22 protein-coding genes are annotated in these 22,608 nt (G+C 73.2%); 11 read left to right on the forward strand and 11 right to left on the reverse strand.

Annotated elements, in window-relative coordinates; genetic code table 11:
- Positions 1–55 precede the first annotated feature (55 nt).
- The gene (mshD, locus tag ACZ7LB_RS27405) at positions 56–985 is read left to right on the forward strand and encodes a mycothiol synthase (RefSeq protein ID WP_471471885.1); all 930 of its coding nucleotides are present in this window, start codon (positions 56–58) and stop codon (positions 983–985) included.
- A gap of 442 nt (positions 986–1,427) precedes the next feature.
- Here the strand turns inward: mshD and ACZ7LB_RS27410 are convergent, their stop codons facing one another.
- From ACZ7LB_RS27410 to ACZ7LB_RS27430, 5 genes are read right to left on the reverse strand one after another with little or no spacing between them, the layout of a single operon-like run.
- Entirely contained in the window at positions 1,428–2,093 is a 666-nt protein-coding gene (locus ACZ7LB_RS27410; protein WP_471471886.1) for an ABC transporter, read from the reverse strand.
- A gap of 23 nt (positions 2,094–2,116) precedes the next feature.
- Positions 2,117–3,628 (reverse strand): ABC transporter permease, encoded by a 1,512-nt coding sequence (locus tag ACZ7LB_RS27415; protein ID WP_471471887.1) that lies wholly within the window; start codon positions 3,626–3,628, stop codon positions 2,117–2,119.
- Positions 3,625–4,485, reverse strand: coding sequence for an ABC transporter ATP-binding protein (locus tag ACZ7LB_RS27420; RefSeq protein ID WP_471471888.1), 861 nt, complete (start codon positions 4,483–4,485; stop codon positions 3,625–3,627). Before ACZ7LB_RS27420 ends, ACZ7LB_RS27415 begins: the two co-directional genes overlap by 4 nt.
- A gap of 37 nt (positions 4,486–4,522) precedes the next feature.
- A complete protein-coding gene (locus ACZ7LB_RS27425) occupies positions 4,523–5,374 on the reverse strand; it encodes a zf-HC2 domain-containing protein (RefSeq protein WP_471471889.1) in 852 nt (283 codons plus the stop codon).
- On the reverse strand, positions 5,371–5,913 hold the full coding sequence (locus ACZ7LB_RS27430) for an RNA polymerase sigma factor (protein WP_471471890.1): 543 nt from the start codon (positions 5,911–5,913) through the stop codon (positions 5,371–5,373). The genes ACZ7LB_RS27425 and ACZ7LB_RS27430 overlap by 4 nt, the downstream gene beginning before the upstream one ends.
- 671 nt (positions 5,914–6,584) lie before the next feature.
- Here ACZ7LB_RS27430 and ACZ7LB_RS27435 point away from each other — a divergent pair.
- From ACZ7LB_RS27435 to pstB, 7 genes are all read left to right on the forward strand, one after another.
- The gene (locus tag ACZ7LB_RS27435; RefSeq protein WP_471471891.1) at positions 6,585–8,822 is read left to right on the forward strand and encodes an RNA degradosome polyphosphate kinase; all 2,238 of its coding nucleotides are present in this window, start codon (positions 6,585–6,587) and stop codon (positions 8,820–8,822) included.
- Complete coding sequence (locus tag ACZ7LB_RS27440; RefSeq protein ID WP_471471892.1) at positions 8,803–9,993, forward strand: CHAD domain-containing protein; 1,191 nt, start codon at positions 8,803–8,805, stop codon at positions 9,991–9,993. Before ACZ7LB_RS27435 ends, ACZ7LB_RS27440 begins: the two co-directional genes overlap by 20 nt.
- Complete coding sequence (locus tag ACZ7LB_RS27445; protein WP_471471893.1) at positions 9,990–10,397, forward strand: NUDIX hydrolase; 408 nt, start codon at positions 9,990–9,992, stop codon at positions 10,395–10,397. The genes ACZ7LB_RS27440 and ACZ7LB_RS27445 overlap by 4 nt, the downstream gene beginning before the upstream one ends.
- 933 nt (positions 10,398–11,330) lie before the next feature.
- Entirely contained in the window at positions 11,331–12,461 is a 1,131-nt protein-coding gene (gene pstS, locus ACZ7LB_RS27450; protein ID WP_471471894.1) for a phosphate ABC transporter substrate-binding protein PstS, read from the forward strand.
- Positions 12,462–12,603: 142 nt separating this feature from the next.
- Positions 12,604–13,605, forward strand: coding sequence for a phosphate ABC transporter permease subunit PstC (pstC, locus tag ACZ7LB_RS27455; protein WP_471471895.1), 1,002 nt, complete (start codon positions 12,604–12,606; stop codon positions 13,603–13,605).
- Positions 13,602–14,657 carry a phosphate ABC transporter permease PstA gene (gene pstA / locus ACZ7LB_RS27460; protein WP_471471896.1) on the forward strand — a complete coding sequence of 352 codons (1,056 nt, stop codon included), beginning with the start codon at positions 13,602–13,604 and terminating at the stop codon, positions 14,655–14,657. The genes pstC and pstA overlap by 4 nt, the downstream gene beginning before the upstream one ends.
- A gap of 91 nt (positions 14,658–14,748) precedes the next feature.
- On the forward strand, positions 14,749–15,525 hold the full coding sequence (pstB, locus tag ACZ7LB_RS27465; protein ID WP_471471897.1) for a phosphate ABC transporter ATP-binding protein PstB: 777 nt from the start codon (positions 14,749–14,751) through the stop codon (positions 15,523–15,525).
- 163 nt (positions 15,526–15,688) lie between these two features.
- Here the strand turns inward: pstB and ACZ7LB_RS27470 are convergent, their stop codons facing one another.
- Both ACZ7LB_RS27470 and ACZ7LB_RS27475 read right to left on the reverse strand, forming a co-directional pair.
- Positions 15,689–16,687 (reverse strand): inorganic phosphate transporter, encoded by a 999-nt coding sequence (locus ACZ7LB_RS27470; protein ID WP_471471898.1) that lies wholly within the window; start codon positions 16,685–16,687, stop codon positions 15,689–15,691.
- Between the two features lie 7 nt (positions 16,688–16,694).
- Positions 16,695–17,315, reverse strand: a complete 621-nt coding sequence (locus ACZ7LB_RS27475) for a DUF47 domain-containing protein (RefSeq protein WP_161229436.1) — start codon at positions 17,313–17,315, stop codon at positions 16,695–16,697.
- 258 nt (positions 17,316–17,573) lie between these two features.
- On the opposite strand from ACZ7LB_RS27475, the gene ACZ7LB_RS27480 reads away from it, so the two are divergent.
- The gene (locus ACZ7LB_RS27480) at positions 17,574–17,960 is read left to right on the forward strand and encodes a metal-sensitive transcriptional regulator (protein WP_471471899.1); all 387 of its coding nucleotides are present in this window, start codon (positions 17,574–17,576) and stop codon (positions 17,958–17,960) included.
- Here the strand turns inward: ACZ7LB_RS27480 and ACZ7LB_RS27485 are convergent.
- Entirely contained in the window at positions 17,946–18,143 is a 198-nt protein-coding gene (locus ACZ7LB_RS27485) for a hypothetical protein (protein ID WP_471471917.1), read from the reverse strand. The two genes, ACZ7LB_RS27480 and ACZ7LB_RS27485, sit on opposite strands and share 15 nt — an antisense overlap.
- A 51-nt stretch (positions 18,144–18,194) precedes the next feature.
- The gene (locus tag ACZ7LB_RS27490) at positions 18,195–19,088 is read right to left on the reverse strand and encodes an SCO4651 family lipoprotein (RefSeq protein ID WP_471471900.1); all 894 of its coding nucleotides are present in this window, start codon (positions 19,086–19,088) and stop codon (positions 18,195–18,197) included.
- An 80-nt stretch (positions 19,089–19,168) separates the two neighbouring features.
- Here ACZ7LB_RS27490 and ACZ7LB_RS27495 point away from each other — a divergent pair, with 80 nt between their 5' ends.
- Positions 19,169–19,369: a hypothetical protein gene (locus ACZ7LB_RS27495; RefSeq protein WP_471471901.1), complete on the forward strand. Its 201-nt coding sequence runs from the start codon at positions 19,169–19,171 to the stop codon at positions 19,367–19,369.
- 314 nt (positions 19,370–19,683) lie between these two features.
- On the opposite strand, the gene ACZ7LB_RS27500 is transcribed toward ACZ7LB_RS27495, so the two are convergent.
- On the reverse strand, positions 19,684–20,397 hold the full coding sequence (locus tag ACZ7LB_RS27500) for a phosphatase PAP2 family protein (protein ID WP_471471902.1): 714 nt from the start codon (positions 20,395–20,397) through the stop codon (positions 19,684–19,686).
- A 197-nt stretch (positions 20,398–20,594) separates the two neighbouring features.
- Complete coding sequence (locus ACZ7LB_RS27505; RefSeq protein WP_471471915.1) at positions 20,595–21,539, reverse strand: C40 family peptidase; 945 nt, start codon at positions 21,537–21,539, stop codon at positions 20,595–20,597.
- A gap of 580 nt (positions 21,540–22,119) precedes the next feature.
- On the opposite strand from ACZ7LB_RS27505, the gene ACZ7LB_RS27510 reads away from it, so the two are divergent.
- On the forward strand, positions 22,120–22,428 hold the full coding sequence (locus ACZ7LB_RS27510) for a hypothetical protein (protein ID WP_003991275.1): 309 nt from the start codon (positions 22,120–22,122) through the stop codon (positions 22,426–22,428).
- Positions 22,429–22,608 lie beyond the last annotated feature (180 nt).

Raw genomic sequence — 22,608 nt, forward strand, 5'->3', positions numbered from 1 at the left:
ACAAGCTGGTTTACCTTCGGCGCCGGGACGCCTCCGGCCCCGTACCCTCGTACGCATGACCAGCGACGAGACCTCGCGGCCCGGCGGCCGACCCCGTTCGATCGAGACCCGCGCCGAGCTCTCCCCGGAGCAGACCGACGCCGTCCTGGCCCTGCTCGCCGAGGCCGCCCGGCACGACGGGCAGCAGGCCGTCTCCGAGCAGGGCCGGCTGCAACTGCGCGGCGGCGCCCGGGAGGGCGTCTCCCACCTCCTGCTGACCTGCGACGGCGACATCACCGGCTACGCCCAGCTGGAGGACACCGACCCGGTGGAACCCCCGGCCGCCGAGCTGGTCGTCCACCCCTCCCACCGGGGCGTGGGCCACGGACGGGCCCTGGGCTCCGCGCTGCTGGCCGCCTCCGGCAAGCGGCTGCGGGTGTGGGCGCACGGCGGCCATCCCGCCGCACGTCACCTGGCCCAGGTCCTCGGGCTCGCCCTCTTCCGCGAACTGCGGCAGATGCGCCGCCCCCTGACGGACCTGGACCTGCCCGACCCGGTGCTCCCGGAGGGCGTCACCGTCCGCCCCTTCGTCCCGGGCCGGGACGACGCCGCCTGGCTCGCCGTCAACGCCGCCGCCTTCGCCCACCACCCCGAGCAGGGCTCCCTGACCCAGCGCGACCTCGACGACCGCAAGGCCGAACCCTGGTTCGACCCGGCGGGGTTCTTCCTCGCCGAGCGCGCCGGAGAGCTGGTCGGCTTCCACTGGACCAAGGTCCACGAGCGGGAGGGCCTCGGCGAGGTCTACGTGGTCGGCATCCGCCCGGACGCCCAGGGCGGCGGCCTCGGCAAGTCCCTGACCACCATCGGCCTGCGCCACCTCGCGGGACTCGGCCTCCCCACGGCCATGCTCTACGTCGACGCCGACAACGAGGCCGCGGTCGCCGTCTACGAACGCCTGGGCTTCACCACCCACGAGACGGACCTGATGTACCGAGCGGAATCCTGACGCCACCGGACGGCCCGGGGCGGGGCGGTGAACCTGACAGCGGGTGGCCGGTAGGCCGGACGGCCGGTGATCCGCACGGCCGGTGACGGCAGGCCGGACAACCGGTGGGCCCGACGGCTGGTGGGCCCGACGGCTGGTGGGCGGTGAGCCGCACGGCGGGTGAGCCGGTGAACCAATGGGTCGCCCCGGGCGGGGGACCCCGGTCCCTCCTCCGAAGGCATGGGCGACCCATCTGTCCCAGCCGTCCCACCTGGCCCGGTGGCCCACCTGGCGCGGTGGCCCGGTGGCCCACCTGACCCGGCGGCCCGGCGGCCCGGCGGCCCGGCGGCCCGGCGGCCCAGCGGCCCAGCGGCCCAGCGGCCCAGCGGCCCAGCGGCCCAGCGGCCCAGCGGCCCAGCGGCCCAGCGGCCCAGCGGCCCAGCGGCCCAGCGGCTCCGGCAGGCTAACCCGGCGTCCCCCGTCCGCCCCGGCCTCTCCGCGTCCCCCGTCCCAGCGGTTCCCCCGCGCAGACCGCCCACGCCGCCGCCGCGCCGATGGTGACCAGGGTCCAGCGGTCGTGGGCGGTGGCCCATGACGGGTCGTCCGGGGACGGGAACAGGCTCCAGCCGTGCGGCAGCAGCAGCGCGGCCAGGACGGCGGTGAGCAGCAGCCCCACCGCGACCCCGGGCCCCGGACACGGCTCCGGGGTGAACCGCACCGCGACCGCGGCGCCGACGACCGCCAGCACACCGGTGGCCACGGCCTCCATGGTGGTGCCGGCCACCGGCGGCCGTATCCCCGCCGGGACGGTGCACAGCACCGCCGCCCACCACAGCGCGGCCAGGGGCGCGACCAGCACGCCCCGCAGCGCCTGCCGCAGCGGGCGCGGCACCGGCACCGGTGCGGTCGGGTGCCGGGCCGGGTCGTCCAGCAGCAGAGCCAGGCCCACGGCCCCGGCGAGCACCGCGGCGCGCAGCAGGACGAGCGCGAGCCAGGGCGAGACCCCTCCCCCCGCCACCCGCGACAGACCGGCGAGCAGCAGCCCCACACCCCCGGCACAGCCCAGCGGCCGCCACGGCAGCGTCCGCCACACGGGCCGCACCAGGGCCGCCACCAGCGGCACCGTCACGACGGCACTCCCCCGCGCCGGTGTCACTCGCACACGTCGCCCTTCCCCGGACCCGGCACGCCCAGCAGCCGCGCCACCCGGTCCGTCGTCACACCGGGGGCGGTCAGCTCGGCCCAGTGAGCGGTCACCTTCCCGGCGACCGCGTCCGCCGGCCGCTCCACCAGCTCCCGTACGACATCGGTCTGGCCCTCCGTCATGGTCAGCGGATCGGTGGGCGACAGCACCGTCGCGGCGCCCTCGACACTGTCGTCCAGACGCACCCGGCGCAGGGCGTCCACCGGATCGTCCGACCAGCCCAGGGCGAGCCACATGACGGTGACCATCCGCCCGTCGCAGACCCCGTCGGACTCCGCCTCACTTCCCGTGACCAGCACGGAGGCCACGGCGGCGGCGAACTCGGGGACCCGGTTGCCGCCCCAGGCGGTGCCCACGGTGACCTGGTCCCGGGCACCGGCCGGGGGCAGCGCGGCATCGCCCTCGAGACCGTGGCGGGCGTCGATCCGCTGCCGCACCAGGAGCGGCCGCTCACGGGCGGAACCGCCGGTGAGGGCCCGCACCCGGTCCACGACCCCGGCCCAGTCCCCCACCCGGGGTTCCCACTCGGCGAACGCGCAGTAGGTGGTCCGCCCGCGCTCGACGCACTGCTGCTCCTTCTCCGGGGCGGTCGAGGCCCGCTCCCGGGCCGCCACGACCCCGGAGGGCACCTCCCCGCTCTGGCCGTTCACACCGGTCAGCGTGAGCACGAGCGACAGGGCGACGCCCGCCTTCACCAGCCTGCCGCGCCCGCCGCCGGTCAGCACGGCCAGGAAGCCCGTGCAGAGCGCCAGGCCCGCCAGATACAGGGCGTGCCAGGCGGCGGGGCGGCCCAGCAGCCCGGAGGGCAGGGTCCTGCCGCTCTGCTCGGTCACGACGGGCGTCAGCCAGTCCACGCTCCCCCCGCCGGGCAGGAACGCGCCGATCCCCAGGCCGAACAGGGCGCACACCACCAGCAGCGGCGCGGCCACGGGCGCGGGCGCCAGCCGCCCCAGCAGCACCCCGACGATGCCGAGCAGCAGGACCGTCAGCGGGCCCACCAGCAGTTCGCCGGGCGACCCGTGCCCGATCGCGCCGGGCTTGAGCGCCTCCCAGGTGAACTGCGCGGCCACGCACACGGCGACGAGCAGGGCGGCCGGCACCACGGACAGGACATGGGCGGCCGTGCGGTGGCCGGGGGCGAGGACCAGCGATCCGAAGTGGTCCTCGGTGCCGTGCCGACGGGAGCGGAGCACTCCGTGGTTGGCGCCGATCAGCACCGCGAGCCCGACGAGCAGCGGCATGCTCTGGGTGGAGCGGTCGACGTCCTGGAGGGCCGGGAAGCCGTCCCAGGAGTTCCGGGTGTGCCAGACGATCCAGGCCGTGTAGGCGGCGAGGGCGATGAGGTGGGGCACGCCCAGCAGCAGCCGTCGCGCCTCGAAGCGGGCGAGGGCGAGCACCGCCCGCACACCGCCGTCCGCCGCGCCGGTCGCTCCGGGGGCCCGCCGCTCCAGGACCGTCATGCCGACACCCCCGCGCCCGCTCCGTCGAGGGTGAGCAGATAGCCGTCCTCCAGGGTCGGCTCGACCAGTTCGGCGTCCGCGGGCGGCGTCCCGACGTTGCGGAACGAGCCGGTGCCGGTGCGCCACCCGGCGATGGCGCCCGGATCGCGCCCGGTGCTGCTCCACACCCGCCCGGCGGCCCGCGCGGTCAGCTCGGCGGGGGTCCCGTCGAAACACACGGCACCGGCGGCCAGGACGACGACGCGGTGGCAGAGCATCGCCACGTCCTCGGTCTGGTGGGTGGAGAGCAGCACGGTCCGCCCCTCCCCGGCCCGGGCGATCAGCTCCCGGAACCGCATGCGCTGTTCGGGATCGAGGCCCACGGTCGGTTCGTCGAGCACCAGGAAACCGGGGTCGCCGACGAGCGCCGCGGCGAGCGCGACCCGCTGCCGCATGCCGCCGGACAGCTTCCTGATCCGCCGCCCGCGCACCTCCCCGAGGTCGACCTCCTCCAGGACCCGGCGCACCTCGCGGTGCCGGGCCCCGCGATCGGTCCGCTCCTTCAGGATGGCCACGTAGTCGACGAACTCGAAGGCGGTGAAGTCCGGGTGGAAGCCGGGCGTCTGCGGCAGGTAGCCGAGGCACCGCCGCACCTCCTGCCGGCCCCGGGCGGTCGCCGGATCGTGGCCCAGGACGGTGAACCGCCCCCGGTCGGCGGGGACGGCGGTCGCCAGTACCCGCAGCAGGGTGGTCTTCCCCGCCCCGTTGGGGCCGAGCAGCCCGGTGACGCCCGGGGTCAGCCGCAGCGACACATCGTCGAGGGCGCGGATGCCGCCGTACCGGAGGCTGAGCCCCGAGGCGGAAACGGCGAAGGTCATACGGAAGCACTCCCCCAGTGGAAACGGTGGAAAAGGATCACGCGGCACCCCGCGCGCGGATGTCGAAGCGGTCCCGGGCCAGGAACAGCACCCCGGCCCCGGCCAGGGCCACGACCGCGGCCACGCCCTGCCCGGCGGCGGTGAACGGCGCCAGCGGATCGTCGGCGGCGGTCCGGGCCGAGTGCGCGGCGAACAGCACGGCGGCCCAGGCCCCGGCGACCACGCACGGGCCGAGGACCGCGCCGAGCCGGGGCGCCAGCGCCAGCCCGCCTGCGGTCAGCGCCAGGGCGGGCAGCAGCCAGCCCAGGGCCCGCAGCCCGTACCCGGGCAGGGCGAGCGAGGCCAGCCCGTTGACCCCGAGCGCGACGGCCAGCACCGCCACCGTGCGGATCATCAGCAGCCGGAAGCCGTGCAGGGGGGCGACGACGCTCATCTCGTACGTCGGGTCCAGTCCGGGGCCGTACGCCAGCGCCACCCCGGCCAGCGGCAGCAGCGGAGCGCAGGCCAGGAACGGCACGGGGGTGCCGGTCTCCCCGTACGACAGGGCGACGAGGGCCGTCATCAGCAGCACGGCGAGCACCGCGCTGAGCCAGGACCGCCGCAGCACGGGGGTGGCCGCGAGCAGCCGGGCCGTGTGGTCGGCGACGCCGAGCCGCACCAGCACGGCCTCGAACCGGCCGACGCGCGGCGCGTCCAGCTCGGCGTCGAGCCGCTCCCATCCGGCGTCCAGCGCCACCGGGTCGCTCACCCCGGCCAGCGCCGCGCGGCACGGGGCGCAGCCGGTCAGATGGGTGTCCGCGGACCAGAGCCGGGGGGCGGTCAGCTCGCCCCGGGCGTACGCCCGCAGGTCCTCCACGTCGACGTGCCAGCCGCCGCTCACGTTCGTCATGCCAGCGCCTCCCGCAACTGCCGCCGGGCCCTCATGGCCCGTGTCTTGACCGTGCCCGGCGGGATGCCGAGCAGGACGGCGGCCTCGCGGGTGGTCAGCCCGTCGACGACCGTGGCCTGGAGCACGGCCCGCAGCTCCGGCGAGAGCCGCACGAGGGCCCCGGCCAGGTCGCCGTGCTCGACCCCGGCGAGGACCCTGTCCTCGGCCGAGACCTCGTCCCGGTGCCGCAGCCGGGCGAGGGTCTGCCGCAGCCGGCCCCGGGCGCCGTCGCCGCGCAGCGTGTCGATCAGCCGCCGGGAACCGATGCGCCAGAGCCAGCCGGCCACGTCCCCGTCCTCCCGGTACCGCGCGCTGCCGCGCCAGACCGCGAGAAACGTCTCCTGGACGACGTCGTCGACCACGCCGGGGTCGGCGCAGCGGCCGCGCAGCCGGGCGCTCAGCCAGGGGGCGTACCGGCGGTACAGCTCCTCGAAGGCGGCCCGGTCGGCATCCGCCGCGACGGCTCGCAGCAGCTGCCCGTCGCTCCTCGTCTCACTCACACCCCTTCATCGCACGACCCCCACGATCCGGTTCACCCTCCCCCACCCCCACCCCGCCCACGGCATCCGCCGTACCCGCCGCGCAGCGAGGCCCCCGCCCCGACCCGACCGAGGAGTCGGCCCACACACACCGCTAGAGACCGCCACGGACGCACACGACGGAACAGCGCGCGCAACAGGAGACGTGACCCCGCAGCCGCGCACGGCGGTGAAGGGCCGGGACGGTGGGTGGCCGCCCGCGGCGGTCGGCGCGTCAACGGAGCGCGCCTCGTCACCACCCGATTCCGCACCGTTCCGAGACGGTCCCCGCCCGGCGCGCCCCCACCCACCCGAGGCGCGACGCGCACCCCCACGCCCGCCCGCGTGCCGCCGCAGGCACCCCGCACCGCTGCGCTCCGCGCCGAAGCACCCGCGGAGGGCGCCACCGCTCCCCCTCCGCAGGTCACCGCCCCCTCCCCCAGGCCGCAGCGCCCCCCGGCCGGAAACGAGCGGTGCCGCCCGGCCACCGCCACCGACCCCCAAGCCGTCGGCAGGCACCCCGGACGTCATGTCCCCGTAACCATCGATTCAGACAGCCTTGCGACGCTCGGTGAATGAAGCAGTCCGCCGTGCCAGAGCGTCCCGCGCTGTCCGACGCGCCCGTCCTGCGCCCAGCGCGGAAGAATGGGTCCATGAGCCAGCCCAAGAGTCAGGCAGAGGTCCAGTCGCAGCCCTCCGTGGGCTCCATCGCGGCCCACCGCTCGCACACCGTGGCCGCCACGGCGTCCGATCTGGAGCCCGACATCGACGCCGACCTGGACGGCTACGAGGAATCGGCCGCCTCCCAGGCCGGCGGCGCCCGGCTCCCCGCGAACCGCTTCCTCGACCGCGAACGGAGCTGGCTCGCGTTCAACGAGCGCGTCCTGGAGCTCGCGGAGGACCCCGGCACCCCCCTCCTGGAGCGCGCCAACTTCCTCGCGATCTTCGCCAGCAATCTGGACGAGTTCTTCATGGTCCGCGTCGCCGGACTGAAGCGCCGCATCGCCACCGGCGTGGCCACCCGCTCCGCCTCGGGCCTGCAGCCCCGCGAGGTGCTGGAGATGATCTGGGCCCGTTCCCGCGAGCTCATGGCCCGGCACGCCGCCTGCTTCCACGAGGACGTGGCACCGGCCCTGGCCGACGAGGGCATCCACCTGGTCCGCTGGAGCGAGCTGGCGGAGAAGGAGCAGGCCCGCCTGTTCACCCTGTTCCGGCACCAGATCTTCCCGGTCCTGACCCCCCTCGCGGTGGACCCGGCCCACCCGTTCCCGTACATATCGGGCCTGTCCCTGAACCTCGCGGTCGTCGTCCGCAACCCCGTCACGGGCCACCGCCACTTCGCCCGCGTCAAGGTGCCGCCGCTGCTGTCCCGCTTCCTGGAGGCGTCCCCGGGCCGCTACGTCCCGATCGAGGACGTGATCGCGGCGCACCTGGAGGAGCTGTTCCCGGGGATGGAGGTGCTGGAGCACCACGCGTTCCGCCTGACCCGGAACGAGGACCTGGAGGTGGAGGAGGACGACGCCGAGAACCTCCTCCAGGCGCTGGAGAAGGAACTGCTGCGGCGCCGGTTCGGCCCGCCGGTCCGGCTGGAGGTGGAGGAGTCCATCGACCGCGAGGTGCTGGACCTCCTCGTCCGCGAGCTGAAGATCGGCGAGGCGGAGGTGTACCCGCTCCCCGGTCCCCTGGACCTCACGGGCCTCTTCCGCATCCACAGCCTGGACCGCCCGGAGCTGAAGTACCCGAAGTTCGTCGCGGGCACCCACCGCGACCTGGCCGAGGTGGAGTCGGCGTCGGCGCCGGACATCTTCGCCGCGCTGCGCAGCCGGGACGTGCTGCTGCACCACCCGTACGACTCGTTCTCCACGTCGGTGCAGGCGTTCCTGGAGCAGGCGGCGGCCGACCCGGACGTACTGGCGATCAAGCAGACGCTGTACCGCACCTCCGGCGACTCGCCGATCGTGGACGCGCTGATAGACGCGGCGGAGTCCGGCAAGCAGGTGCTGGTCCTGGTCGAGATCAAGGCCCGCTTCGACGAGCACGCCAACATCAAGTGGGCGCGGAAGCTGGAGGAGTCCGGCTGCCACGTGGTGTACGGGCTGGTCGGGCTGAAGACCCACTGCAAGCTGTCGCTGGTGGTCCGGCAGGAGGGCGACACGCTCCGCCGCTACAGCCACGTCGGCACCGGCAACTACCACCCGAAGACCGCCCGCCTCTACGAGGACCTGGGCCTGCTCACGGCGGACCCACAGGTCGGCGCGGACCTCTCGGACCTGTTCAACCGCCTGTCCGGCTACTCGCGCCGCGAGACGTACCGCCGGCTGCTGGTGGCCCCGAAGTCGCTGCGCGACGGCCTGGTCTCCCGCATCCACAAGGAGATCCAGCACCACCGCGCCGGCCGCCCGGCCTCCGTCCGCATCAAGGTCAACTCGATGGTCGACGAGGCCGTCGTGGACGCCTGCTACCGGGCCTCCCAGGCGGGCGTCCCGGTCGACGTGTGGGTGCGCGGGATCTGCGCGCTGCGCCCGGGGGTGGCGGGGCTGTCGGAGAACATACGGGTCCGCTCGGTCCTCGGCCGCTTCCTGGAGCACTCCCGGGTCTTCGCCTTCGGCAACGGCGGCGAACCGGAGGTGTGGATCGGCAGCGCGGACATGATGCACCGCAACCTGGACCGCCGCATCGAGGCGCTGGTCCGGGTGGCAGACCCGGCGCACCGGGCGGCCCTCATCCGGCTCCTGGAGACCGGCATGGCCGACACCACCGCGTCCTGGCACCTCGGCCCGGACGGCGAGTGGACCCGGCACGCTTCGGACGCGGAGGGCCAGCCCCTGCGCAACATCCAGGAGATGCTCATAGACGCCCGGAGGCGCCGGCGTGGCACAGCGACACCTTGACCCCACGGTCCCGGGACCCGGCCCGGACGGCCGTCCCGGCACGACGGGAACCCACCCGGCCACCGGGCGCGCGACGGCCGAACCTCCCCGCCAGGCACCCCGCCCGCGGACCGGCGAACCCGCCCCCCGGGCGCCGGTCCCGGCGGAGGCGCTCGCCGAGTACCTGCGGGCGCAGGCCACGGAGTTCCTCCGCGCGCTGCGCCTGTACCGCGCCCCGGCCGCCACGGGCACGCACGAGGCCCCCCAGGACCCCGCCGACGCGCCGCTGGCCCTGCGCCGCGCCGCCCGCCGCATCAGCGGCACCCTGCACACGTATCTGCCGGCGCTGGACGTCGGCTGGTCCGAGGAGATGCGGCCCGAGCTGGCGTGGCTGTCGGGCACGCTGGCGCTGGAGCACGCCCACGCGGCCCGCCTGGACCGGCTGCTGCGGGCGCTGCACCGCCTCTCCGGCACCCCCGCGGAGGCCCGGACACCGGCGCACCCGACCGCCCGGCGCCCCGCCGCGCTCCCGGCCGGCCCCCCGGCGGCCACCCTGCCCGCGCCGCCCGGCGGCGGCCTCACCGTGGGCGCGGCCAAGGCCGCCGCGCTGCTCGACCGCCGGCTGACGCTGGCCCGCACCCGGGCCCACTCCACCGCCCTGCAGGCACTCGGGAGCAGCCGCTTCCACGCGGTCGCCGACAAGGTGGCGTTACTGGCCAGCGAGGTCCCGCTGCGCCCCGGCGCGGCGGCGGCCGACCTGCGCCCCCTCGCCGGGGCGGCGGCGGACCGCCTCGCGGACGCGGTGGCGGCGCTGCCGCCGGTCACCGGGGGCCACCCGTACCACGCGGAGGCGCTGACACACGGGCTGTCCCCGGACCCGGCACCCCATCCGCAGGACGCGCCCTGGCACCAGGTCCGCCTGCTGCTGCGCCTGCACCGCTACGCCCACGAGGTCGTCGCCGGACACGGCACCCCCGGGGACGGCGGCCGGGCGGCGGGCGAGGCGCTCGACCGGCACCGGGACGCGGCGGAGGCCGCGGCCGAGGCCGCCCAGGCCGCCCGCACCCCCCGCATCGCCCCGGCCACGGCGTACGCCCTCGGCGTGCTCCACGCCGACCAGCGGCACGAGGTGGAGGCGGCCAGGTACGCCTTCCGGCACGACTGGCGACAGCACCCGGGAGTCCCGCGATGACCACCCCCGTCCAGGCGGCCGGCTGCGTCCTGTGGCGCCGCCGCGCCGACCGGGTCGAGATCTGCCTGATCCACCGGCCGAAGTACGACGACTGGTCGCACCCCAAGGGCAAGCTGAAGCGCGGCGAGGACCGGCTCGCCGGGGCCCTGCGCGAGGTGGCGGAGGAGACGGGACACACGGCGGTCCCCGGCACGGAGCTGCCCACGGTCCGGTACCTGAAGGACGGACGCCCCAAGGAGGTCCACTACTGGGCGGCCGAGGCGGCCGGAGGCACGTTCGCGCCCTCCGAGGAGGTCGACCGCGTGCTGTGGCTGCCGCCCGCCGAGGCCCGCGCCCTCCTGACCCGCCCCCAGGACCGCCCCCTGATCGACGCCCTCCTCACCACCCTGACCCCAACCCCCTGACCCACCCCCGCCGCCCCGTCCGCACACCCACACCCCCGATACGGCGCGAGACAACCCGGCACGGCGTACAGCACCCCGCACCCGCAGCCCGGGAAGCGGCCATGGGAACCCCGCACACGGCGTGACCCGGACCCCGAGGACGGACGGCCCCGCCCCCGGCGGAAGCCAGCGGAGAGCGGTGAAGCGGGACCCGCACCGGCGCACGGCGAATGCCGGAAGAGAAGGACGGGCGGGCACCCGCAGTCGCGCACGGCGAAAGCCGGCGGTGGAGAGTGGGCGAGTACCCGCAGTCGCGTACGGCGGGAAGGGGACGGGGCGGGGGTGGTCGCCCGCAGAGGTTGGCGCGTCAACAGGCTGCGCCTCATCGCCACCCGATTCCGCGCCGTTCCGAGGACGACCACCCCCGCCCCGGCCCCAACCCCCCACCAGGACAGGGCGCAACACACACCCCCACCAACCAAAAGCTGCGCCGCAGGCACCCCAACCCACCCACGGAAACAGACCACCCCAGGCACACCCCCACCCACGGAAACGACCCGCCGCAAGCACCCCCCGCACACCCGCACACCCGCACACCACGGTGCCAACCCCCGCGCCGGGCCCCACCACCACGGCCCCCAGCCGCCCCCTTGACACCCCCTCCCCCACCCGCCCCACCCGCACCCCCGCCCCGGAATCCCCCCGTGTCCTCCCCGTGAGCATTCCGTGACCTCACCGCACCGTCCGCAGGGGTTCACCGTGCGTTCATTTACGCCCTTCGGCGCCTTCACCTGATCTGCCTAATTTCGGCCTTACCCGATACGGGCGCTTCCCGAAAGCGCGTCCGGATCGCGCCGTAACGGCATGTCCTCCGGCGCGTACCGGAACAGCCCGTCTCACCCCGCTCGCACGCCGCCGAATCAGGACGGCGGCTCCTGGAAGGAACTCCCTCAAGTGAAGCTTCAGCGCATGAACCGGCGGGCCCTCGCTCTCGGTGCTCTCGCCGTCTCCAGCGCCCTGGCCCTCACGGCGTGCGGCTCCGACGACACCGGCGGCAAGGACAAGGACACCGGCGCCCGGGCCAGCACGCAGGCCGGGAACATCAAGTGCGACGACGCCAAGGGCCAGCTCCAGGCCTCCGGCTCGTCCGCCCAGAAGAACGCGATCGACGCCTGGGTCAAGCAGTACCTGGCGGCCTGCAAGAGCGTCCAGATCAACTACAACCCGACCGGCTCGGGCGCGGGCATCACCGCGTTCACGCAGGGCCAGACCGCGTTCGCCGGTTCGGACTCCGCGCTCAAGCCCGAGGAGATCGAGGCCTCGAAGAAGGTCTGCAAGGACGGCCAGGCCATCGACCTGCCGATGGTCGGCGGCCCCATCGCCGTCGGCTTCAACGTCCCCGGCGTCGACACCCTGGTCCTGGACGCCCCGACGCTGGCGAAGATCTTCGACAGCCGCATCACCAACTGGAACGACGCGGCCATCGCCAAGCTCAACCCCGACGCCAAGCTCCCCGACCTGAAGATCCAGGCGTTCCACCGCTCCGACGAGTCCGGCACCACGGACAACTTCACCAAGTACCTGAAGGCCGCCGCGCCCGGCGACTGGAAGTACGAGGGCGGCAAGTCCTGGGAGGCCAAGGGCGGCCAGTCCGCGCAGGGCTCCTCCGGCCTGGCCCAGCAGGTCAAGCAGACCTCCGGCGCCATCTCCTACTTCGAGCTCTCCTACGCCAGTGACGGCGTGAAGACCGTCGACATCAAGACCGAGGCCGCCGAGCCGGTCAAGGCCACCGTCGAGAACGCCACCGCGGCCATCGCCGCCGCCGAGGTCGTCGGCACCGGCAAGGACCTGGCGCTGAAGCTCAACTACACCCCGGACGCGGCCGGCGCGTACCCGATCGTCCTGGTCACGTACGAGATCGTCTGCGACAAGGGCAACAAGTCGGACAGCCTGCCCGCCACCAAGTCCTTCCTGAACTACATCGCCTCCGAGGACGGCCAGGGCCTCCTCAAGGACGCCGGCTACGCGCCGATGCCCGAGGAGATCATCACCAAGGTCCGCGAGACCGTCTCGGGCCTGAGCTGACCCGTGTGCGGTCCGGTCCCCCCGCCCGCCGCGGGGGGACCCGGCCGCACCGTCCGGTGCACCGCCGCCAGGAGCCTCCCGAACCCCGGGCCGGCTCCGCCCGAGCCGCCGCCCCCGGCGGCTCCGCAGACCGGAGAACTCGATGGACACCACCACCCAGAAGCCACCCGCACCCCCCTCCTCCCAGCCGGCCGGTGACGAGGCGCCCGCCCGGCGCGGCACCGCCCGCCCCGGCGACCGGATCTTCCTCGCGCTCTCGCGCGGCTCCGGCATTTTCGTGCTGGTCATCATGGCCGCCATCGCGGCCTTCCTCACCTACCGCGCCTCCATCGCGATCGGCAAGGACGAGGCGAACTTCTTCACCACCTTCGAGTGGAACCCCAGCGGCGACCCCGTCGAGTTCGGCATCGCCGTGCTGGCCTTCGGCACCATCGTGTCGTCGGTCATCGCCATGGCCATCGCCGTCCCGGTCGCCGTCGGCATCGCCCTGTTCATCACGCACTACGCCCCGCGCCGCCTCGGCGGCACCATCGCGTACGTGATCGACCTGCTGGCCGCCGTGCCCTCCATCGTCTACGGCCTCTGGGGCGCCCTCGTCCTGGTGCCGCACCTGAACGGGCTCTACGGCTGGCTCGACACCTACCTCGGCTGGACCGGGGTGCTGGAGTGGAACGGCGGCGCGCCCCGCTCGCTGTTCACCGTCGGCATCCTGCTCGCCATCATGATCCTCCCGATCATCACCAACGTGAGCCGCGAGGTGTTCCGGCAGGCCCCGCGCATGCACGAGGAGGCCGCCCTGGCCCTCGGCGCCACGCGCTGGGAGGTCATCCGGATGTCGGTGCTGCCCTTCGGCCGCTCCGGCGTCATCTCCGCCTCGATGCTCGGCCTCGGCCGCGCGCTCGGCGAGACGATGGCCGTGGCCATGGTGCTCTCGCCGACCTTCGACATCAGCGCCAGCCTGCTCGACCCGGGCGGCGGCACCTTCGCGCAGAACATCGCCAGCAAGTTCAACGAGGCCACGGAGACGGGCCGGGACGCGCTGATCGCCTCCGGTCTGGTCCTGTTCGTCATCACCCTGCTGGTCAACGGCGCGGCCCGGCTGATCATCGCCCGCCGCAAGGAGTACTCGGGGGCCAACGCATGAGCAACGCAACCCTCTCCCCGAAGCCCGCCCGCTCGCTGCGCGGCGCGACCCTGCCGAAGTGGTTCCCGTGGGCGGTCGCCGCCGGATCGGTCGCCGCCGGCCTGGCCATCAGCGCCGCGGCCGGACTGGACAGCAGCGTCCAGTGGGCCCTGATCGCCGGCGTCCTGTTCATCGCCGGGTCGTACGGCATCGCGGCCCGCGTGGAGGGCCGCCGCCAGGCCAAGGACCGGGTGGCGACCAGCCTGGTGTGGCTGGCGTTCATCGTCGCGGTGATCCCGCTGGCGTCCCTGATATGGGAGACCGTCAAGCGCGGCACCAAGGTGATGGACGTCTTCTTCCTCACCCACTCGATGGGTGTGGTCGCCGACACCGAGCCCGGCGGCGGCATCTACCACGCGCTGGTCGGCACCCTCCAGCAGGTGGGCCTGGCCACCCTGATCTCCGTGCCGGTGGGCGTGCTGACCGCCGTCTACCTGGTCGAGTACGGCCGCGGGCGGCTCGCGAAGGCCGTCACCTTCTTCGTCGACGTGATGACGGGCATCCCGTCGATCGTGGCCGGCCTGTTCATCCTCAGCCTGTGGATCCTCATCCTCGGCATGGGCTACTCCGGTTTCGCGGGCTCGATGGCCCTGGCGATCCTGATGATCCCGGTCGTCGTCCGCTCCACCGAGGAGATGCTCAAGCTCGTGCCGAACGAGCTGCGCGAGGCGTCCCTGGCGCTGGGCGTGCCGAAGTGGCGCACGATCCTCAAGGTCGTCCTGCCGACCTCCATCGGCGGCATCACCACCGGCGTCATGCTCGCCGTCGCCCGCATCACGGGCGAGACGGCCCCCGTCCTGCTGCTGGTCTGGGTCACGAACTTCATCAACACCAACCCGTTCTCCGACCCGCAGGCGTCGCTGCCGATGTACATCTACCTGCAGTACGCCAACAGCGGCGGCTCGGGCGCGGCCTACGACCGCGCCTGGGCGGCGGCCCTGACGCTCATCGCGTTCATCATGATCCTCAACCTGGTGGCCCGCGGCATCGCCCGCTGGAAGGCCCCGAAGTGAACCCGCCCGCGGCCCCGCCGCGCGCCCGGTCGCTGACGCGGCCAGCGGTACTCGGTCAGCGCCCCGGAACCCGAAAGAAGCAGTGATACCCATGGCCAAGCGCATCGACGTCAGCGGCCTGAACGCCTACTACGGCTCCTTCCTGGCCATCGAGGACATCTCGATGACCGTCGAGCCCCGTTCCGTGACCGCCTTCATCGGCCCTTCCGGCTGCGGCAAGTCCACCTTCCTGCGCACCCTGAACCGCATGCACGAGGTCACCCCGGGCGGCAGGGTGGACGGCAAGGTCATGCTGGACGACGAGAACCTGTACGGCGCCGGCATCGACCCGGTGGCGGTGCGGCGCGAGGTCGGCATGGTCTTCCAGCGCCCGAACCCCTTCCCCACGATGTCCGTCTACGACAACGTGGCGGCGGGCCTGCGCCTGAACGGCAAGTACCGCAAGTCGGAGCTGGACGGCATCGTCGAGAAGTCCCTGCGCGGCGCGAACCTCTGGAACGAGGTCAAGGACCGCCTCAACAAGCCGGGCTCCGGCCTCTCCGGCGGCCAGCAGCAGCGCCTGTGCATCGCGCGGGCCATCGCCGTCGAGCCCAAGGTCCTGCTGATGGACGAGCCCTGCTCGGCCCTGGACCCGATCTCCACCCTGGCGATCGAGGACCTGATCGGCGAGCTGAAGGAGCGCTTCACGATCGTCATCGTGACGCACAACATGCAGCAGGCGGCCCGGGTCTCGGACCGCACGGCGTTCTTCAACCTGGCGGCGGTGGGCCGCCCCGGCAAGCTCATCGAGATCGACGACACGGAGCGGATCTTCTCCAACCCCTCGGTCCAGGCGACGGAGGACTACATCTCCGGGCGCTTCGGCTGACCCGGACACCCGCGGTGCTGCATGGCGGTGCCACCGCGGGGATGCGAAGGGCCCGCCCCCGGTCACCGGGGGCGGGCCCTCGTGCGCGCACCGGACGGCCGACGCGACCGTGCCGGACCGCCCCTCAGCCCCGGGCGCGGAGCACCGGGCGGGACGGGCGGGATCACAGGACGGCCAGGTCCACCAGCCAGAAGGAGAGGGCCGCCACCAGCGCCGCCGCGGGCATCGTGATGAACCAGCCGAGGATGATGTTCTTCGCGACGCCCCACCGCACGGCGTTGACCCGCTTCGTCGCCCCCACACCCATGATCGCGGAGGTGATCACATGGGTCGTGGAGATCGGCGCCTTGAAGAGGAAGGCGGTGGTGAACATGATCGACGCGCCGGTGGCCTCGGCCGCGAAGCCCTGCGGCGGGTCCAGCTCGATGATCTTCCGGCCGAGGGTGCGCATGATCCGCCAGCCGCCGGCGTAGGTGCCGAGCGACAGCATCACCGCACAGGCGATCTTGACCCAGACCGGGATCGGGTCGCTGAAGTCCTCGACGTCGGCGATGACCAGCGCCATCACCACGATGCCCATCGTCTTCTGGGCGTCCTGGAGGCCGTGTCCCAGCGCCATGCCCGCGGCCGACACGGTCTGCGCGATGCGGAATCCGCGCTTGGCCTTGTGCGGGTTGGCCCGGCGGAATATCCACATGATGCCGGTCATCACCAGGTAGCCGACGATCAGGCCCACGACGGGGGAGATGAACATCGGCAGGACGACCTTCTCCAGCACCCCGCCCCAGTAGACGGCCGTGCCGCCGGCCAGGGCCGCGCCGACCATGCCGCCGAACAGCGCGTGCGAGGAGGACGAGGGCAGACCGAAGTACCAGGTGATGAGGTTCCAGGCGATGGCGCCGACGAGCGCGGCGAAGAGGATGCCCATGCCCTTGGAGCCGTGGGGCGTCTCGATGAGCCCCTCGCTGACGGTCTTGGCGACCCCGGAGCCGAGGAACGCGCCGGCGAGGTTCATCACGGCGGCCATGGCGAGCGCCGCCCGGGGAGTCAGCGCCCGCGTCGACACGGAGGTCGCGATGGCGTTCGCCGAGTCGTGGAAACCGTTGGTGTACGTGAAGAAGAGCGCGACCCCGATGGTCACGATCAGAGCAAGGGTGTCCATGGACGGGTCAGGACTCCTTGACCGCGATGGTCTCCACCGTGTTCGCCACGTGCTCGAACGCGTCCGCGGCCTCTTCGAGGACATCCACGATCTGCTTCAGCTTCAGCACCTCGATGGCGTCGTAGGTGCCGTTGAAGAGGTGGGCGAGCAGCTTGCGGTGGATCTGGTCGGCCTGGTTCTCCAGCCGGTTGACCTCGATCCAGTACTCGGTGAGGTTGTCCATGGTGCGCAGGCTCGGCATCGCCTCCGCCGTCAGCTCCGCGGCCCGCGCCAGCACCTCGATCTGCTGCTCCACTCCCTTGGGCAGTTCCTCGACGTTGTAGAGGACGACCAGGTCGACGGCCTCCTCCATGAAGTCCATGATGTCGTCGAGGGACGAGGCGAGGGAGTAGATGTCCTCACGGTCGAACGGCGTGATGAACGAGGAGTTCAGCTGGTGGAAGATCGCATGCGTGGCGTCGTCACCTGCGTGTTCCGCGGCCCGCATACGCTCTGCGATCTCGGACCTGGCGGAAGCGTCCGCCCCGAGCAGTTCCATCAGGAGCTTGGAGCCCGTGACGATGTTGTCCGCGGATGCGGCGAACATGTCGTAGAAGCTCGTCTCCCTGGGGGTCAGACGAAAGCGCACGTGGATTCCTCGGGGTGCGTCGGTTCGGTGAGGCTGATGCTAGGCGCATCATCCGGCCACGGCTAACGGGCCGTCCCCCAGTGTCGCCCATCAGGCAGCCTGATGAGCAGGGGGGCGACGCCGACCGTCCACGGCCCGTTCTCCACGGGCTCCGGGCCGCCCCGCCGCCACGGGCTCCCACTGCCCGGGAAAATTGGTTACCCTATACCCACCAGGGGTATATATACGGCATGTATCCCCTCATTCACGGAGGACGCGATGACGACCACCGGGGCCGGCGCGGGTGCGCCCTCCACGGCACTGGAGACCGCGGCCGGGACGGCACCGGCCGCCGAGGCCGTGACCACCGACCACGACCGCGGGGTGCACGGCTACCACCATCAGAAGAACGACCACCTCAAGCGGCTGCGCCGGATCGAGGGCCAGATCCGCGGCCTTCAGCGGATGGTCGACGAGGACGTCTACTGCATCGACATACTCACCCAGGTCTCCGCCTCCACCAAGGCGCTGCAGTCCTTCGCCCTGCAACTGCTGGAGGAGCACCTGCGCCACTGCGTCGCGGACGCGGCGGTCAAGGGCGGCGCCGAGGTCGACGCCAAGGTGGAGGAGGCCACCAAGGCCATCGGCCGTCTACTGCGCACCTGAGCCCGCGCGTTCCTCGGACACCCGCAGCACCTCGTCGATGCTCTCCAGGCTGAGCCGTCCCCGGGCGGCCGACGCCGCGATGATCAGGTCACCGCACAGCTCTATCTCGGCAAGCGCCACGTGGTCCTGCACTGCCGTACCGCCGACCGGAGCCACGCACATCACCTCGTCCCTGCCAGTCACCGACTTCCTAGAGTAGGGAGCGGCACACGGAACGCGCATGGCACGGAAGGGCTAGTCCTGGGGCCCTTTCCGGCCATCCGGCGCTTCTCCGCCGCCCGGATCCTCCGCGATCCGGCCGTCGTAGATGTCGGCGCCGCCGGGCAGCTCCACCCCGGCGGCGACGCCGAAACCGTGGAGCAGCGTCGTCGAGGCGACCTCCACGGTGCCCTGCCGCTGCTGCCCGGCGAAGCTGAACCGGTGCCGGAGCTTGCGGACGCGGCCCCGGTCGTCGAGGTACACGTCGAACGGCACCTCCGCGGTGGCGAACCCTTTCGCCGCCGCGGCCAGGCCGTCCCGGTTGCCACCCGAGGCACCCCGTGCCGCGTCGGCCAGATCGGCCGTCCCCCGGTAGTGCCGCACCTCCGTCCCCGCCACCCGGGCCCGCCCCACGTACCGGGCCGTCCGCGTCCCGCGCAGCACCTCCGCGGCGGCGTACGGGTCGGTCGCGCCGCCGGTGACCAGATTGCCGTCGGCCAGCGAGGCGATGTCGACCCGCACCCACTTGTCCTCGGGGACACCGGCGCCCCGGTTCTTCATGAACAGCGCGCCGGGCGTGAGCAGCTCGGTGATCGGACGGTGCCCGCTGCTGCCCGCGGGATCCTGCGGCAGCCGCACCGTCAGCCGCCCGCGCCGCTCCCGGAAGTCGTAGACCCCCTCGCCCCGGATGGTGACCCGGGTCCCGCCGCTGGCCATCTCCATCGCGGTGCGCGCCCGGGAGCTGCCGGCGGCCACGAGCCGGTCGGCGGCCCCGCGCAGCACGGCCACGGGATCGCCGCCCGCGTCGTCCCCGGCACCGGCCCCCGCGGAGCACCCGCCGCCCACCAGGCACAGGCCGACCGCGACGAGCAGGCTCCTTCCCGGCCCCCATCTCCGCGGCCGCCGCCGCTCCCGCCGGACCACCGTCATCCGTCCCCGTCACCCCGCCCGTTTCCGAATCCTTGCGATCCCGTTAACGACCGGCGGGCGGCGCCGGTAACGTGGACGGCGTGGCGCAGCAGGACGGTCCGGACACCGACCCGGACACGACGGAACACCGTACGGCGACGATCGAACAGGGCCGGTTCTGCCTGGCCCGCTGCCTCTGCGGCTGGCGCGGCCCCGCCCGCCGGGCCCGCAGCCAGGCCCGCACGGACGCGCTCACCCACGAGGCCGCCGTCGTGGCCGCGGAGCACCACCCGCCCGCGTGAGCGGGGGCCGCGCGAAGGCCGCTGGAAGAGGGCCGTCCCACGGCAGGTGAACCGGTGCCACCGGACGCCGTCCCGTCCCGCCTCCCGTCCCGGGTTCCCGGTGGGCGCGCCCTCCGCGGCCACGGAACCGAGTACCGCCGGCCACGGACCCGTACGGTCCGGCCTCCCGTCACCCCGTCAGGTCCCGGACCGCCGGATCCTCCGGCCGCCCGCTCCCGCGCCGTCGGCTCCGGTCACGGGTCCCGCGCCGTCAGATCCCGTCGCGCGGAACCGGAGTGGCCGGGTCCGGGCGGTCCTTCCCGGCCCCTCCGGGCTCAGGCCGCCAGGTCCCGCTCGTCGGACTCCCCGTCCCCGCGCTCACGCCGGGCCCCGGGGATCACCGCGCGGGCCGCCGCGCCGTTCCGGCCCCGCGCGCTGACCAGCCACCCCACCCGGGGCGATCGCTCGACGGCCCGGGTCAGCGGCGTCAGCAGGGCCATCGCCACCGGCGACAGCAGCAGCGCCACCGCGGTGCCCAGGGCGAAGCCGCCGACCACGTCGGTCGGGTAGTGCACGCCCATGTACACGCGGATGAAGCCGCCGAACACCGCCAGCACGATCGCGGCGATCCCGAACCGCCGGTGCGCCACGAACAGCGCGACGGCCATCGCCATGCAGAGCGTGGCGTGATCGCTCACGAAGGAGAAGTCGTCCTTGCCGTCCACCAGCACTTCGAGGCCCTGGTGGTCGTTGAAGGGCCGGGGGCGCTCCACGAAGCCCCGTATCGGCACGTTGACCAGCACCGCCACACCGGCGGCCAGCGGAGCCCAGAGCAGGGCGGCCACGGAGGGCGCCGCGTCCTCGCCGCCCCGGCGCCGCACGCCCCACCAGCACCACAGCACCATGAGCACGATCGCGAACAGCAGCCCGTACTCGCCGACGAACTCCATGACGCGGTCGAACCAGTGCGGCGCGTCCTTGGCCAGGCCGTTGATCTCGTAGAGCAGGTCGACATCGGGGTTCGACCCGGATTCGGCGAGTCCAGCCATGTCGCTGCGGCCCCTTCGTCATGTTCCCTCGGCGCGCGACGCGCGCGCCTGTTCCGCCACCCCCGTGGATGCGGCGTTCCGTGTCAACAGGAACGCACGGGCCCCGCGGATACGTTCCGCACTCCACCGGATGATCACGCAGACGTTACCGAAGAGAGACTGTCCCCGCAGCTCAGGGCAGTGCTTCACAGTAAGTGTCAGACGGTGGTGGGCAGCGCTTTCGCGCCATCCTCGGTGACCCGGGTGGCACCGAAGTAGTCGGGGGTGTCGATGGAGTCGAACCGGATCACCGCCCCCGTCCGGGGCGCGTCGATCATGTACCCGCCGCCGACGTAGATCCCCACGTGCCGGATCGCCCGCGAGTCGGTGAGGTCGTCCGAGAAGAACACCAGGTCGCCCGGGAGCAGTTCGTCCCGGTCCGGATGCGGGCCCGCGTTGTACTGGTCGTTGGCGACCCGGGGCAGTGTGATCCCGACGCTCTCGTACGCCGCCTGGGTCAGCCCGGAGCAGTCGAACCGGCCGCCCTGCGCGGCCGTACCGGTCCCGCCCCACAGGTAGGGCGTCCCCAGCTTCTTCTGCGCGTACGCGATGGCCCCCGCGGCCTGCCGCGAGGGATCGACCCGCCCCTGCGGCGCGGCGAAGCTCTCCTCCAGGGACGTGATGATCCGGACGTAGTTCCTGGTCTCCTCGTACGGCGGCACCCCCTGGTAGCGGATCACCGCGTAGGCGCCCGCGTTGTAGGAGGCCAGCATGTTCTCGGTCGGATCGCCGGGCACGTCCTTGACGTACGACGCCAGCGTGCAGTCGTACGTCGCCGCCGACGGGATGGCGTCCGCGGGGTCCCAGACGTCCCGGTCCCCGTCCCCGTCCCCGTCGATGCCGTGGGTGGCCCAGGTGCCGGGGATGAACTGCGCGATGCCCTGCGCCGCCGCCGGGCTCTGCGCCCTGGGGTTGAAACCGCTCTCCTGGTAGAGCTGGGCGGCGAGCAGCGCCGGGTTGATGGCGGGACAGAGATTGCCCCACCGCTGCACCAGGTCCTTGTAGGCGGCCGGCACCGCGCCCTTCGCCAGCGTCCTGGCACCGCCCGCGACGCCGCCGGCCGAACCGCCGGCGACCAGATAGACGCCGATGACCAGCAGCATCACGAAGCCGAGTCCGGAACTGACGGCGACGATGGCCGCGATCCACGCCTTACGCACCGTCAACCGCCCCTCAGCATCCGGACCCAGAGCGCCTGGCGTCAGTGTATAGGCGGCCTTCCTCCCAGGGGGTGAGTTCGGGGCACCCCGGTCGCCGGCGGGGTGTACGGCGCCGCGCGGCGCCCTCGGGCGGACGGGGCGTCACCACGGGCTCTCGCGGCGGTCCCGAACCGGCCCGCTCCCCGCGGCAGGGCGCCCCCGCCGGCCCCGGCGGGCCGACCGGCCGTCGGGAAGCGGCCGGAACACGCCCGTATCCAACGACACGATCACCCGACAGGTTTCGCCCCGGCTCCTTTGCCCACCGTAACCCTTCGTGATACACAGAGTGACCAAACGTCTCCCGCCGACCCGATCACACCCCCATTTCGAGGCCGGCGCGGGCCGGTGGCAAGCTGTTCATACGAAACCCGCCAATCAATGACGCCAAGTCGACATGCGACGGCGCCGTTGTCAGCGACAATGAGGCCTGACCTCTGCATGTCCGCAGAGGGTGCGGAACTACCCAACAGGGGCGGTGACTTACATGCTCTTTGCGGCCGACAAGGGAGACATCAACACCATCATCGGCGGGATCGCTCCGGACTGGGGCCCCTTCGGCAGCCTGGGCAACGAGGCCAAGGTGATGATCGAGGTGGTCATGGCCGTCGCCATCCTGCTCTGCCTGGGCATCGCCATCTGGGGCGCGGCCAAGCAGCGCATCGGCGCCACCGCCCTTCGCGACACGTTCAGCGCCGAGCAGGGCAAGGGCCTCATCATCGCCGGGCTGACGGGCGTGTTCATCATCGGCTCGCTCGGCACGCTCTTCACCATCGTGTACGGCATGGCCGTGTAGGCGGGCCGCGCTCCACCGGCCCACCGGGCGCCTCCCGTCCCCTCCATCCCACCCGCCCGTCGCGCCCATCGGCTGAGGTTGCGTTTCCCTGATGTCCAGTCACCACATCGCACGCGTACGGGAGCCGGCCCGGCTACCGTCATACTTCTACGGCATGGGGCACGAGGTTTTCCCGCACGA

This window comes from Streptomyces sp. NPDC107521 (genome assembly GCF_055598485.1).